This window comes from Lactococcus hircilactis, from assembly GCF_009601015.1.
GTDB classification, from domain to species: domain Bacteria; phylum Bacillota; class Bacilli; order Lactobacillales; family Streptococcaceae; genus Lactococcus; species Lactococcus hircilactis.
Map to the genome: position 1 here is coordinate 1 of NZ_WITJ01000030.1, position 14,406 is coordinate 14,406.

14 protein-coding genes and 3 pseudogenes are annotated in these 14,406 nt (G+C 37.7%); 11 read left to right on the forward strand and 6 right to left on the reverse strand.

Annotated elements, in window-relative coordinates; genetic code table 11:
• Positions 1-18: 18 nt before the first annotated feature.
• The gene (locus GHI93_RS12400; protein WP_153497324.1) at positions 19-909 is read right to left on the reverse strand and encodes an IS982 family transposase; all 891 of its coding nucleotides are present in this window, start codon (positions 907-909) and stop codon (positions 19-21) included.
• Between the two features lie 229 nt (positions 910-1,138).
• On the opposite strand from GHI93_RS12400, the gene GHI93_RS12405 reads away from it, so the two are divergent.
• The 10 genes from GHI93_RS12405 (at position 1,139) to GHI93_RS12450 (ending at position 7,526) form a co-directional block, all read left to right on the forward strand.
• The gene (locus tag GHI93_RS12405; RefSeq protein WP_064973918.1) at positions 1,139-1,558 is read left to right on the forward strand and encodes a CopY/TcrY family copper transport repressor; all 420 of its coding nucleotides are present in this window, start codon (positions 1,139-1,141) and stop codon (positions 1,556-1,558) included.
• Positions 1,552-1,926, forward strand: a complete 375-nt coding sequence (locus GHI93_RS12410) for a cupredoxin domain-containing protein (protein ID WP_153497325.1) — start codon at positions 1,552-1,554, stop codon at positions 1,924-1,926. Before GHI93_RS12405 ends, GHI93_RS12410 begins: the two co-directional genes overlap by 7 nt.
• A gap of 77 nt (positions 1,927-2,003) precedes the next feature.
• A complete protein-coding gene (locus tag GHI93_RS12415) occupies positions 2,004-2,273 on the forward strand; it encodes a cupredoxin domain-containing protein (RefSeq protein ID WP_047916755.1) in 270 nt (89 codons plus the stop codon).
• 81 nt (positions 2,274-2,354) lie between these two features.
• Positions 2,355-4,301 (forward strand): copper-translocating P-type ATPase, encoded by a 1,947-nt coding sequence (locus GHI93_RS12420; protein ID WP_153497326.1) that lies wholly within the window; start codon positions 2,355-2,357, stop codon positions 4,299-4,301.
• A 38-nt stretch (positions 4,302-4,339) separates the two neighbouring features.
• A complete protein-coding gene (locus GHI93_RS12425) occupies positions 4,340-4,564 on the forward strand; it encodes a heavy-metal-associated domain-containing protein (RefSeq protein WP_064973915.1) in 225 nt (74 codons plus the stop codon).
• A gap of 26 nt (positions 4,565-4,590) precedes the next feature.
• Positions 4,591-5,400 carry a prolipoprotein diacylglyceryl transferase gene (gene lgt / locus GHI93_RS12430; protein WP_246177152.1) on the forward strand — a complete coding sequence of 270 codons (810 nt, stop codon included), beginning with the start codon at positions 4,591-4,593 and terminating at the stop codon, positions 5,398-5,400.
• Positions 5,393-5,659 carry a heavy-metal-associated domain-containing protein gene (locus tag GHI93_RS12435; RefSeq protein WP_064973914.1) on the forward strand — a complete coding sequence of 89 codons (267 nt, stop codon included), beginning with the start codon at positions 5,393-5,395 and terminating at the stop codon, positions 5,657-5,659. The genes lgt and GHI93_RS12435 overlap by 8 nt, the downstream gene beginning before the upstream one ends.
• Positions 5,660-5,890, forward strand: a complete 231-nt coding sequence (locus GHI93_RS12440) for a DUF2933 domain-containing protein (protein WP_064973913.1) — start codon at positions 5,660-5,662, stop codon at positions 5,888-5,890. It abuts the gene before it with no gap.
• Entirely contained in the window at positions 5,887-6,153 is a 267-nt protein-coding gene (locus tag GHI93_RS12445) for a hypothetical protein (protein ID WP_153497327.1), read from the forward strand. Before GHI93_RS12440 ends, GHI93_RS12445 begins: the two co-directional genes overlap by 4 nt.
• Complete coding sequence (locus GHI93_RS12450) at positions 6,150-7,526, forward strand: multicopper oxidase family protein (RefSeq protein ID WP_153497328.1); 1,377 nt, start codon at positions 6,150-6,152, stop codon at positions 7,524-7,526. The genes GHI93_RS12445 and GHI93_RS12450 overlap by 4 nt, the downstream gene beginning before the upstream one ends.
• Before the next feature lie 121 nt (positions 7,527-7,647).
• Here the strand turns inward: GHI93_RS12450 and GHI93_RS12455 are convergent.
• The 4 genes and pseudogenes from GHI93_RS12455 to GHI93_RS12470 all read right to left on the reverse strand — a co-directional run.
• Positions 7,648-7,767 (reverse strand): annotated as a pseudogene (locus GHI93_RS12455) (IS30 family transposase); the annotation flags it as partial.
• A gap of 19 nt (positions 7,768-7,786) precedes the next feature.
• Positions 7,787-8,944: pseudogene (locus GHI93_RS12460) on the reverse strand (IS3-like element IS-LL6 family transposase).
• 520 nt (positions 8,945-9,464) lie between these two features.
• Complete coding sequence (locus GHI93_RS12465) at positions 9,465-11,582, reverse strand: heavy metal translocating P-type ATPase (protein ID WP_153497329.1); 2,118 nt, start codon at positions 11,580-11,582, stop codon at positions 9,465-9,467.
• Positions 11,579-11,938 carry an ArsR/SmtB family transcription factor gene (locus GHI93_RS12470; protein ID WP_003726380.1) on the reverse strand — a complete coding sequence of 120 codons (360 nt, stop codon included), beginning with the start codon at positions 11,936-11,938 and terminating at the stop codon, positions 11,579-11,581. The genes GHI93_RS12465 and GHI93_RS12470 overlap by 4 nt, the downstream gene beginning before the upstream one ends.
• A gap of 236 nt (positions 11,939-12,174) precedes the next feature.
• On the opposite strand from GHI93_RS12470, the gene GHI93_RS12475 reads away from it, so the two are divergent.
• Positions 12,175-12,729, forward strand: a complete 555-nt coding sequence (locus GHI93_RS12475; protein ID WP_153497330.1) for a recombinase family protein — start codon at positions 12,175-12,177, stop codon at positions 12,727-12,729.
• 670 nt (positions 12,730-13,399) lie between these two features.
• Here GHI93_RS12475 and GHI93_RS12905 read toward each other — a convergent pair.
• Positions 13,400-14,406: pseudogene (locus GHI93_RS12905) on the reverse strand (C47 family peptidase); the annotation flags it as partial.

The window sequence follows — 14,406 nt, forward strand, 5'->3', positions numbered from 1 at the left end:
ACCCGAATTGCTAGTTGATTATTTAGCCATGACTTGATACCCGATAGAATATCTTAAAGTCTCTGGTTCCAGTGATTTAGCTGATTTTAACAGTAAAGAATACGCTAAAAGTATCATCTCTAATTTCAATTGTAAACCTTGAGGCGAACGACTTTTACAACGCTCAGCTCCTAGATTTGTCAAAAAAGAAAAAACTCGCTCAATCACTTTTCTACGTTTTGAAAAATTAGGGAAAAGGATTTTCTTTTGCTTCATGTTCTTCCTGACAGGTGTAATTAGATCAATTCCTTTTAATTCCAGCCTATCATGCAGTGACTGACCTAAATATCCCATATCTCCAAGGACTGTTGGTGTCCCAAATTGACTCAACACTTCCTCGGCCATTGTACTGTCAGCTATTGAAGCAGGAGTAATTGTGTAGTCTATGACATAGCCTGATTCACTGACTAAAGCATGACATTTACATCCATAGAAGTACTGTCCCTTTGTAGCATTGTAGCCAACATTTGCATAATCTCCAAGAACTTTGCTTCTGAAATTACGAATAGGCTGACACAAAGGAATGGGGAAGCTGTCAATAATGGATACACTAATTCCTTCAACCTCTTTAAAGACGAGTGCTTGGCGAATGACTTGGATACTCGGTAAGAGGGCATTACAACGGCGGACAAAGCGAGAATATTCTAGGAAATTAAGAAATAAACTTTGAGCCAATTGGTGCTTAGCTTTAAGCGTTTCACTAAAATGCAGTACGCCCCAGAGGTAACAAGCGATAACTAAGCAATCTGATGTTGCGAGATGGACGTTCTTTCGGTTTTGAACCTCAAGGGGAACACTCTTTTGATAAAGCGTCTCAATGGTTGTCAGTAAATAAACAAAAACTTTTGGAAATGTGCTATTATAAGTCATATAAGTCGTGCGCTTTCTAATGCTTAGTGGTTTAAGATTAGGATAGCACGACTTATTTATTTTCCAATGAAATTAACTAGCAATTCGGGTTGTAAAGTAGATAAGGCTAACCTTTTTAGTTGAAATCTCAGGAATAAAATCTACGTTTGTAGTTTTTTTCTTGACATTCCCCTTTAAAAGTTTTATAATCTACATGTGTAGATATTATAATATTTTGAAAGGATGTTTTATGGACACAGAACTCAATCTCTCTAACGCTGAACTAGTCGTGATGCGTGTGATTTGGACAACAGGCAAAGCAACAGCAAACCAGATTTCTGAGCAGTTGTCGGAAAATTTTAACTGGTCAATTTCGACGATTAAGACCTTCCTCGCACGATTGTTTGAGAAAAAAATTGTCAGTCGTGAAAAAGTAGGCAGAGAATTTGCTTACATGGCACAGCAGGATGAAGCTTCGACAGTTGACTATCTAACTGATGATTTAGCAAAAAAAGTCTGCGCGATGCAGCATCAGCGTTTGATTGCGCGCTTGATCGAGACGTCAGATCTTACCACGTCAGATTTGTCAAAATTATCAAATTTACTGACATCAAAAAAGCCTGTTGAAAAAGTCAGGTGCGATTGCCTGAAAGGAGCATGCAAATGTTAATCAATATTATTACTGTTATCATCGCCGTTATAGTCATCAGTTTCATTATCTGGTGGTTCTTTGGGAATCATGAGTCTGCCGCAGGAACGGCTGAAATCGTGGATGGTCAACAATTTGCGACTATTAGCGTTGATGGAGGCTACAGTCCTGAGACCTTGATTTTTAAGCAAGGCATGCCAGCAAAGCTGACTTTTAATCGTAAAGACCCTTCAACCTGTCTCGAACATGTTGTATTCCCAGATTTCGGCATTGATGAAGCTTTGCCAGTCAATCAAAACGTTGTTATTGATTTTGATACCAGAAAAGCTGGAGAATATGCCTATCACTGCGGAATGAACATGTTTCATGCCAAAGTGATTATTAAGTAGACGAAAAAACTGCCCATCCAAAAAGCTATTAAATATCAAAATTTTTGATAAACTTACAAAACTCAAAAGGAGAAATCATGTCATTATTTGGAAATTCAAACGAAGTTGTTATCAATGTAGATGGTGGGTATGCCCCATCAAGCTTTAAATTAAAAGCAGGAAAGCCTGCCAAAGTTACCTTTAAGCGCACGTCTGATAAAGGCTGCACTCAACAAGTCATTTTTAATGGCGAAACTCGTGACCTACCACTGAACACACCCGTTAGTTTTGACTTCGTCCCTGAAGCGGGTGAGCATCAGTTTACTTGCGGTATGCAGATGGTCAAAGGTAGCTATACCGTCAAATAAAATATGAAACACTATCCCAAAAGATAGTCTTTCTTTCCTAGAAAAAACTACATATGTAGATAAAATAGAAAGTGTGCTTTTATGTCCCTCACAATTATGCAACGTTTTTATATTGGTGTCATCGGCAGCGTGCCTTTGGTGTACAATATGTTCGCAGCTTTCTTTCATTGGCCTTTGATTCCTGGTGGTCAATGGACTGAATTTGCGCTCGGCTCTTTTGTTTTCCTTCTCGCAGGTCTGCCGTTTTTACGGAGTGCCTGGGCAAGCTTTAAACATCACAACAGTAACATGGATACCCTGGTAGGGCTTGGTACTGCGATAGCCTATGTTTATAGTATTTATGCACTTTTCAGCAATCGTGGGAATTATTTTGAGGCAGTCGCTGTCGTTATTACCTTAATTCTCTTAGGTTCAGTCTTTGAAGATCGCATGAAGGCGCAAGCCAGTTCTGCCGTTGACAAGCTCCTGAATCTTCAAGCCAAGGATGCTGAAGTGCTACGTGATAATGAATTTATCATGATTCCCTTAGAGCAAGTGATTGCCGGAGATGTTATTCGTGTGAAGCCAGGTGGTAAAATTCCTGTTGATGGCGAGATTCTTGAAGGGCATTCAAGCCTTGATGAGTCAATGGTTACGGGTGAGTCTATGCCTGTGGAGAAAAAAGCGGGTGATGCTGTCATAGGTGCTACAGTCAATGGTAACGGTACTTTTACTTTCAAGGCAAGCAAGGGTGCAGGAGACGGTCTTCTCAGTCAAATTGCTAATATGGTGCGCCAAGCTCAATCCTCTCAGGCACCTATTCAAAAAGATGTTGACCGTATCGCAGGTATTTTTGTGCCAATCGTCCTAATTATTTCTATTCTGACTTATACCATTTGGATTTTGCTTGGTGCAAGTCAGGTGGATGCGATTATCTTTGCGGTCAGTGTGATGATTATCGCTTGCCCTTGCGCATTGGGCATTGCAACTCCGACAGCACTCATGGTGGGGACAGGGCGCTCAGCTAAACTTGGTATTCTTATCAAGAATGGTGAAGTCCTTGAAGCTGCACATGGTATCAAGGCTGTTGTTTTTGATAAGACAGGGACAATCACTGTTGGAAAACCCCAAGTGACAGATATTATCACGTTTGGGGATACTGAAGCTAATGTCCTTCGTGTAGCCGCAGCGATGGAGGCAAGCTCAGAGCATCCGCTTGCTGCTGCAGTTCTTGACGAAGCAAAAGAAAAAGGGATTCCAACGGTCAATGCAGACCACTTTGAAGCCATCTCTGGTAAGGGTGTTCAGGCACAAGTGGATGGCAAATCGGCATTTATCGGTAATGAACGTTTGCTTGAGGACTTTGATCTCACCGATGCACAAAAAGCGCAAATGCAAAAGCTCCAAGCCGAAGCTAAAACGGTTGTCATTGTGGGCTATGATAAACAACTGATGGCTTTCATTGGCATTCAGGATGCTCCCAAAGCGAGCTCTAAAGCTGCTATTGCAGCCCTTAAACGGGATGGCTATAAGACGATTATGTTGACAGGTGATAATCATCTTGTCGCCGAAGCAGTCGGGAAGCAAGTCGGGATTGATACGGTCATTGCAGATGTCCTTCCACAGGATAAAGCTGATCAAATCCAAACTCTAAAAAATCAAATGCCTGTAGCTTTTGTCGGTGACGGTATTAACGACTCGCCAGCGCTTGCGACGGCTACTGTCGGTATTGCAATGGGTTCAGGCAGTGACATTGCGATTGAATCAGGGGGCATTGTCCTTGTTAAAAATGACCTTGAAGATGTCGTTACTGCCTTACAACTTGCAAAAAAGACTTTTAATCGGATTCTGATCAATCTATTTTGGGCATTCATATACAATATTATCGGTATTCCAATTGCCGCGGGTCTCTTCGTTGCTGTGGGTCTTACTCTCACTGCAGAAATTGCGGGTATTGCGATGGCCCTTAGCTCCATCACTGTTGTCACAAGCTCGCTTCTCTTGAACTGGGTGCGGCTTCATAAACGGCAAACCACACAGACGCAATAAGCCAGTATACTGTCAAGCGAACGATAGGGAGAAATGAGATGCAGAAAATCTTAGCTGAAGTCAAAGATATGTATTGTTATCATTGTGAAGAGGATATTGTCGAAGTACTGGAAAAGATAGATGGCGTGCTGCTTGCAGGAGCAGACTTTAAACACAATCGTCTAGTCTTAGCCTATGATGAAAAGCGTTTCTCAAAAACGCAACTCTCAGACATTGTTACATCCGTTGGTTTTACAGTGACACGTGTCCTTGAGAAACCTTAAATTTAGAAAACGGAGCATTCAGTATGATGGAAATGTTAGTCATCAATAAAATTGCCCTCAAACTGGGACCATTTGCCATTCACTGGTATGCAATACTGATTGTTACAGGGTCTGTCATTGGTGTTTGGTTAGCCTGTCGAGAATCTGTCAGACGTCACTTGACTTCCAATGACGTAACCGATTTTGTTCTTTGGGCGGTTCCATTTGGTCTATTAGGTGTCAGAATTTACTATGTAATCTTTCAATGGTCCTATTATAGTCAGCACCCTAGTGAAATTATAGCCCTTTGGGATGGTGGAGGAGCCATCTATGGAGGCTTGGTTGCCGGCGTGATTGTCCTCTTTATTTTTGCTCATATTCAAAAATTTAATCCTTTAGATCTACTTGACATTGCTGTGCCAGCTGTTTTAATTGGGCAAGCGTTTGGACGTTGGGGTAATTTTGTCAATCAAGAAGCTTATGGGAATATAGTTAGTAATTTGAACTGGCTGCCTAGCATCATTCGCCAACAAATGTTTATAGATGGCGCCTATCGTCAGCCAACTTTTCTTTTTGAAAGCTTGGGAACACTGATAGCTTTTCTGATTATTATGATTTTAAGGCATCATTTGAAAGATTTAAGACGCGGTGAGATTTTTGGTTTTTATCTAATCTGGTATGGCATAGTTCGTTTTATAGTTGAGGGAATGAGGACTGACAGCTTAATGCTTGGAAATATTCGGATTTCTCAACTCTTATCACTCTTACTTGCATGCTTTGGGATTAGCTTTATTCTATACCGAAGATTCAAAATTAAAACAATTGAATACTATAATAAAGGAGAATTTAATGATTAAGACAAAGATTATAGCAAAGATCGAGGGTATGTACTGTTCAGCTTGTCCACCTAAGCTGATAGAAATGCTGGAAAAAGTTGATGGTGTTCTTGCAGTGACAGCATCTTTTCAGGCTACAGAGGCTGAAGTTATCTATGATGCAAATCTTTTAAGCTATAAACGTTTGACGAATGCTGTCAAACGTGCTGGTTTCACAGTGAGCTATTATGCTAATAACGAAAGAATATCTGACTTTGATGAAAAAGAAAGTGTGAACTAAATGCTACAAATTATTGCAAGCTTAGCGCCTTACCTACTGATCCTTGTATGCCCACTGATGATGATTTTTATGATGCGTGGGATGCATGGGGGACATAATATGAAATCACAGGATATGATTCGACAGGACGAGGAGATCGCTCAATTAAAGGCAAAAAATGAGCAAATGGTCAAAGATTTGGCCGAGCTAAAAGTTAAGCGAAATGTAAATTTTCAAGGAGGTGAGAGATGATGTCAAATTCGTGGAGCAGTTTTTGTAATTTTTTCTCTGGAAATGGAGGTGGGTTGATGATGCTCGTGTTCTGGGGGGTGATTATTGTGGCGATTGTGATGATTTGGAGAAGCGGCAATCATCAGAGCAAACAGGAAAACAATAATCTACAAGCACTGACAAATGAAGAACTACAAGCTGAATTAGCTAAGCGAAAAGACACCAATCAGCTGGCAGTAGAAATTGATAATCTAAAAAAAGAGATTGCTGAGGTGAAAAAATGAAACGCTCTACTAAAATTGCTTTGACAGGTATTCTTGTTGCGATCGGACTGCTTGTGTTTTTTTATAGTAGTATCAAGCCTTGGTTGACAATACGCCAATCCCAGCCAAATCCAACGTCATCAAAAATCGTGCAAACCTCATCAAATGAAGATCCTTATAACATCACTAACACTAAATTTGATGAAAATCCAACTGTGTTCGTCGAGGCGGTCAACATGCAAATTGGCAGTCATAATCTGGCACGATTTACCTATAGCAATGCGGCAGACACAGCTTATTCAGCAGGCCAACCAATTATTCTACAAGCTGGCAAACCAGCGACCATTCGAGTCAAAAATAGTTCTGGCACGAAAACAAACATTCATTGGCATGGCTTGACAATACCAAATGACATGGATGGTGCCTTTGACGAGTTGGCAAACGGCAGCACTAAGGTCTACAGCTTCACGCCAACCGAGACAGGCACTTATTGGTATCATTCCCATTATCGCCCTGTCGAGACGCAGGTGGGAAATGGGATGTTTGGCCCACTTATCGTGAAAAGTGAAGCGGACAGTCGTTACGATTTAGATGAGATCCTGATGTTATCAGATTTGACAAGTTCTGGTGGTATGATGGGATCGTCAAATGATGCAAGCGACATGATAAATGGTCAAACGGGTGAAAACAGTCACAGCTTGCAGCTTTCGGGTGGACAAATTGCACAGCTACGCTTTATTAATGCTTCTGCAGACAATACAAAAAATGTGAATTTTCCTTTTTCTGTGCGCGTCACTCACCAAGACGGTTACGCCCTCGCGAAGCCCTACACGACAAAGAATCTAACCCTTTATCCTGGACAACGTATGGATGTTGAAGTCGTTCTCGCAGATACAGAAAATCAGTCCTACACAATTCAAGATGGTAATGCAAGCATACGGCTTAATTATCAGGCAAACACAAAAGCTGCTAAAAAGTCACCTTTTGTCCCCGCCAAAGGAGAAAATCCTGCCCCAGCCTTGTTGGGGAAAGTGCCAGATTTTACGATTGCCTTAGCAGGTGGTATGAGCGGTTGGACGATGAATGGGAAAACTTTTCCAGATACCGCTGCAATGCCTGTAAAAATAGGTCAAACTGTCAAAGTTCGCTTTACAAACGGATCTGGTATGATGAGCATTGACCACCCTATTCATATTCATGGGGCACATTTCCAGATCCTCGCAATCAATGGTGTTTCCACAAATGATAATACTTGGTATGATACTTACCCCATAAAAACAGGAACTACGACCGACATTGCAATCGCCTTCAGTGAAACAGGTACCTGGGTTATCCATTGTCACATTCTTAATCACGAAGATAATGGTATGATGGCTGCATTTAAGGTTAGTTAGTTCTTTGTCAAGTTTGATGAAGTTGGTCAATGCTAGCAAAAATCTAATAAAGTAGTATGATCTGGAAAGAGTTTAAACTTCCAGAAACGTAAATTGCAAGTCCAAGTTAGCCAGCCAAGCTCATCTCATATGAACTCTTATAGTTGAACATTTTTCTTGGATAATGGTTCATCCAATACTCGATAGCGGCGACTTCTTCAGGGGTCGTCTTTGTTGTGCCTTTTGGCAGATGCCTACGAATCTGGACTAATGTCAAATATTTAGACACAAAATGAGCTATATTTTCTTAAAATAATTTTCTTCTTTCTGATTTGGAGTTAAACCATTGTTGGCGGAATGAGGATTATAATTGTTATAAAATTGTTCGATGTATTCAAAGCAAGAGAGTTGAACTTCTTGAATGGAGTGATAAGTTCTGCGATTAATTTCTCGTTGTTTAAGATACTTGAAAAAGACCTCAGTGACGGCATTATCATAAGGATATCCAGGCTTGGAGTAAGAAGCAAGCAATTGATGCTCATCTAATAGCTTTCTAAAGGAAGCTGATTTAAATTGGCTTCCTTGGTCCGAATGAAAGATAATTGGTTCCTTAGGCTTCCTCTTATTTATAGCTATTTCTAAGGTGTCACAGGCGAGTTTGGCATCAATTCGATCACTTACTTTCCACGCAATACATTTCCTTGAGTAGAGGTCAAGAATAGCACAGAGATAAACATGTCGTTTAGGTCCTATAGAGATATAAGTGAAATCTGTTGTCCAAACTTGATTTGGGGAGTTCGGGTTAAATTCTTGTTTAAGCAGATTATCAGAAGAAAATACGGGAGCTTTCTTTGATTTAAAACGAGGTTTGATGGTTGACATTTTAGGGAGTGTCATAGACTTGAGAAGTCTTAAGATACGGCCTTCAGAAATATTAACGCCATAATCACGCAGAAGAATGATTTTAAAAGCTCTCGTTCCAATTCTTTTCTTGGCTTTCATATAAATCTCAAGGAGTAATTTTCTCAAGCGTTGATTTTCTACTTCACGCTTCGAAGGCCTCTTGTTTATGAAGTTATAGTAGGTGGAACGATTGACATGTAAAACACGACAGAGCATAACTGTCGTGTGTTCAAATCGGAGTCTATAGATGGCTTTCAATCTTACTTGGAGTTTTGCATGAATATGGCACTCGCTTTTTTTAAGATCAGATTTTCTTCCTCTAGTTGGGCATTCCTTTTTTGTAATTCTTGAATCTGTTTAGCAGTCAACACCGTATTATCTTCAAGACGCACTTGAGAGTACTGCTTAATCCATTTTGCAAGTGCAGAAGAAGATACCCCATAATCTTTACAGAGTTCAGTTTGTGTTTTACCAGTTTGATAGAGATTAACGAGCGATTGTTTGAAATCCTCGTCGTAACGTTTAAAACCTGACATAAAAGTCCTTTCATTTTTGTGTCTTAATAGACAGGTTATAACACACAATTTTCTGTCCACTTTTATAGTATAGCTCCAATATTTTTCTCCTCCAAAAATATATCCACCAGATATGGCTTCAATTTTTAATTAGCTTTATTGCAGCATTTATCGTTTTTACTCTTCAAATGTTTAGTGATGGTAGCTATGCTGATTATACTTCTTTTATTGTCGTTGGTGTAGTAGCTTTGTTTTTAGCTTTTATAATGGTGGTGCTCATAAAAGCTCTCTTTAAAAATTCAAAATAATAATTTTTAAAGAGATGAAATTTATAATTTGAAGATCTTATTTTATTTCTCTGGAGCTTTTTATTATCTAAGGAAATCAAAGTATTAATGGGAACACCTACTTAATAAGGTTAGACTGTCATTTTAATATTTAAATGGCGCATAGTTTGCTTCATAACTAGCGTTCAAAAAAACTAAAAATGTATCATAAAAAGAAGGCACGCTTATAAACATGCCTTCTTTTATTTTTTGTGTTATTTAACTTTCATCAATCGTAATCCGTTTAATGTTACTAAAAGCGTTGCTCCCATATCTGCTACAATAGCAATCCATAGTGTTAGCCAACCTGGTATGACTAGTAGTAGAGCTAATAGTTTTATACCTAATGAGAAGGTGATATTTTGCTTAATTACTTTTAGAGTTTGACGGCTAAGTCTAACAATGAATGGTAATTTTTGTAAATCGTCGCCCATTAGAGCAACATCAGCAGTTTCGAGAGCCGTATCTGTTCCTGCACCGCCCATTGCAATACCAACCGTCGATGCAGCTAATGCTGGTGCATCATTAATGCCGTCGCCCACCATTGCTACTTTATTATAAGTTGTCCGCAACGCTTTAATCGAATCTAATTTTTCTTGAGGCATTAGATCTCCTTTTATTTCAGTCACACCTAATTGCTTACCAATAGATTCAGCGGTTTTAGTATTATCACCAGTAAGCATAATAGTGTGTTCAATTGACAACTTGTGGAGTTCAGAAATAACGGCAGCACTTGAATCTCTTACTTCATCCGCGACAGCAATTACTCCTAAAATTTGTTCGTCAGTACCGAAATACATGGCGGTTTTCCCTTGTTCTTGAAATTGTCTGTATTGTACTTTGACCGCTGTTTCTTCGATTACTGATGCAGAAAACAGTTTAGGGCTTCCAATATAGTAACGTATGTTTTGATGTATACCTGTAAGTCCTTTACCTGTGATAGATTGGAAATTCTCGATTTGTATTGACTTGTAATCCACATTAGTTTTATCCGCTTCGTTTAAAATAGCAGAAGCTAATGGGTGTTGAGAAAGAGATTCCAACGATGAAATAATCGATAGATAATTTATATCAGTTTCAGAACTGGTTGCAATGAAATCCGTTACGACAGGCTTTCCTTTTGTTAAGGTTCCAGTCTTATCGAAAGCAATTGCTCTCAAATGACCAATTTCTTCCAGATAGACTCCGCCTTTTACTAAAACACCATTTTTTGCTGCATTACCAATAGCCGAAACAATTGAAACAGGTGTTGAGATCACTAATGAACAAGGACATCCGACAACTAAAATGGATAACCCTTGGTAAAGCCATTTATTCCAGTCACCACCAAAGAATAGCGGAGGAACAACCACTATCAAAAGGGCCATAATAATTATGAATGGCGTATAGTATTTTGCAAATTTATCTACAAAGGCTTGTGCAGGAGCTCGTTCTCCTTGCGCTTCTTCAACTAAGTGAATGATTTTGGCAATCGTTGTATCCGTTACTTTTTTTGTTACTTTGACTTCAAGAACACCTTCTTCATTTAGTGTTCCTGCAAACACTTCATCATCTAACTGTTTTTCAACAGGAACCGATTCTCCTGTTATTGCTGCTTGATTTACTGAAGAATGACCGTTGATAACAAGCCCATCCATGGCTATTTTTTGTCCGGGTTTAATGATCATAATATCGTCGATATCGATTTTATCGACACTGACTAATTGCTCTACATTGTTTCTCCTGATAAGAGCTTCTTTGGGAGCTATATCCATAAGAGAACGAATCGACTGTCTTGCTTTATCCATTGAAAATCGTTCCAAAGCTTCGCTAATAGCAAATAGTATTACTACAATAGAACCTTCGGCCCATTCTCCAATAAATGCGGCCCCAATAATTGCAATAGTCATTAAAGATTCCATGGAGAAGTCCAATTTGATCAAATCAGAGAACCCTTCTTTAAATAAATCAAATCCACCAATTATTATTGCCAATATATAAAGAGCTTTCGTTAATAAATGATCTTCGCCCAATGATAGTTGGGAAATCACAGCAACAAGTATAAAACCAAGAGAGATGATTAAAGCGATATTCCGTTTAATAAAAGACTCTTTTGATCTAACTTGTTCATCATTTTCTTGATCATCACGAATGATAAGATTTTCGAAGGCTCCCGCTTCTTCGAGTTCTTCAATTGTTGTTTGGCCTTCTACTGAAATCTTACTTGCACCAAAGTTTACTGTTGCACTCGTAACTCCTGGCAACTGCTTTACATTTTTTTCAAATTTACCTGCACAATTTGTACAGCTTAATCCTTCTATTCGATAGGTTTTTTCGGTCATTTTCTCACTCATGCTAGCACCTCTTCTTTAAAATTTACGCCAAGCTCCATAAGATTTAAGATTTTGATATTTTTAATAAAATAGTAGACTAACTTACCATCCTTGTGACTATCAACTACTCCCAATTTTTTTAAGGAGTTCAGATGGTGTGAAGTTGTTGCGACCGAAGCATCAATGATATTAGCAATATCACAAACACATAGCTCATCTTCATGAACTAAAGCATGTACAATTTTAAGTCGATTTTCATCTGACAATATTTTAAAGAAACCACTTACTGACGGAGTATCAAAGTTTGCTAGTTTAGATTTAGCACGATTAACTTTGTCTTCATGAATACAAGTTATTTCACAAATTTCATTATTCATACGATCATTCCTTTACATTCAAATGTTTGTTTGAATATATTGTATCAGAACATCCATCTATATTCAAGTGAATGTTTGAATGTTCATAAAATGGTCATTTTCTGAACACTCTTCTTTTCCTATTAAATTTCTCAAAATCATTTACATTTAATGTTCATTAACCCGTAATTTATTCTATGTTCATTTATATAGGTGCTTTCAAGTTATGATACAATAGTATCAGCGGAGGAATAAAAATGAATATTGGATATGCCCGAGTTTCAACTGGACTTCAAAATTTAGATTTACAAAAAGATAGCCTTGAAAAATATAATTGTGAAAAAATATTTACTGACCATATGTCAGGAAGTAAAAAAGAAAGACCTGGATTAAAATCCGCCATCGAATTTTCTCGTCCTGGGGATACGATTGTTGTTTGGCGATTGGATCGATTAGGTAGAAATATGGAAGATCTCATTAATATTGTTAATTCTCTTAATAATAAAGGGGTAAGTTTTCATAGTCTACAAGAAAATATTACAATGGATAAATCAAGTTCGACTGGACAATTGATGTTTCATTTGTTTGCAGCTTTTGCGGAATTTGAGCGAAATCTTATTTTAGAACGTTCTGCCGCTGGTAGAGAAGCCGCACGTGCAAGAGGGCGGCTTGGAGGAAGACCTGAGAAATTTTCAAAGCAAGACGTAAAGCTTCTTAAAACATTGGTAGAAAGTGGAACACCAATTAAATCGATTGCGGATTCTTGGGGAGTTTCTAGAACAACAATTTATAGATATATTAATAAGTTTTAGAATAAACCAAAAACCAGCTCACAGCGATTAAGTTATGAGCTGGTTTGGTGTTCTTATAAAAAATATCCGATATTCCTAAATTTCAATATTTTAGAAATGTTTATCGTTAGTAGATTACTTAATATTATTTTTTATTGTTAAATAATATACTAGTAGAATTAACTCCAAAAAACTTCCAATTATAATAAAGAGGTTAAATTCATTACCATATCTCCGTCCAAGACTCTCATCAAAAAGATTAAAAATAGAATATACAATCGTAGGAACTATTATAAAAATATAAATTATAAATTGTCTTCGAATCTTTTTATAATAAAGTAACGAATCCTTAAACAAAAGTTGCTTTCTTTCTTCTCTCTCTCTTTCCTTGGTATCCATTAAAAGATATCTTTTCTTTAATAGGTTCACTTTTCTTATAAATGAATACATATATTTACCTAAATAAAATAATATAGCTGAATTAACTATTTTAACTATTAATATATCAATATTATCATAGTGAGGCTCTTTATTATAAAAAAATATTAGCATGATTATTGAGACAGTAATTATGATAAAAAATAGGGTTGAAATTATCTGTATTAAATTTAATCTTTTTAAATAATTCATAAAATTTATTATATTCTCTCAGTCTAGTTTACTTATATTAGTTATTCAAATGTTACAAAAATTAAATTTGATTGAAATATTTATCTGCCTCGTTACTATATGAGAAAAAGTCTTGAACAGCTACAACTGCGTTGGCTGCGGAGTATGGGCTTCCAAATTTATCGAGTAATACTTCTATTACAAAAGCGGTTACTCCTCCTAAGACGGCAGTTATTAATGCTAAAGCCATAGCAATTGTCAATCCAAACACTATCCTTTGTTCACTACTTTGTATTCCCTTATAAGCAGTTATAAACCTCTTAGTTGAGTCGTTTGCAGTATGAGTTTTATGCCTACCGTCAATCCTTGCATAAACAACACTCCCTCCATCATTACTTTCAGAATAAGCATAATTTGTATGCGCAAATAGAGTCGAAAATGAGTGAACCTTTCCCATTTCAGATAGTCGTCCTTCTAAAACCTTATTTTGAACGGAAAATGTAGGTTTGAGTAAAAGATCAACTGGGTTAACTGCCGTGGTGTTTGGTTGATAAACAATTGTATGGTCCAATAAGCTAGACAATGACTTATTTTGTTCATTTAATGTATAAAAAGATCTCGGGTTGCCTGTACTGGCTACTTTTTTCTCTCCAAGATTAGTATCTACTTGAATGGATTGAGATGCGGTTGTTTTTCTCCAATTATACCATGTTCTTGTCCATTCATAGTCCGTTCCGCATAAGTTAATGATTGAAGCACTAGAAGAAACATAAAATGTTTTCCCCCACCACGGATTCCAAATCTCATAGTAAGGTGCATGCGTACTAATATCGCCATCTTTAGGAATCACATAGCCAACAATTAATATTGCATGCCCCGAATTGTTCTCCGTCCCACGTGGTGCATCATTATCCTTATCAAACACATCCATTTCAATAGGTTGACCATTATCAATTTGTTGTTTTACTTCTCCAAATGTTAGCTTTCTGTCAATCACATCAGCGGCAACCTGATATTTGTTCTTAAGAACGGTAAGACTACTCTTAATATCCTGACCGCCCATCTTTTTTAATTGTTCTTCGGTTTTAC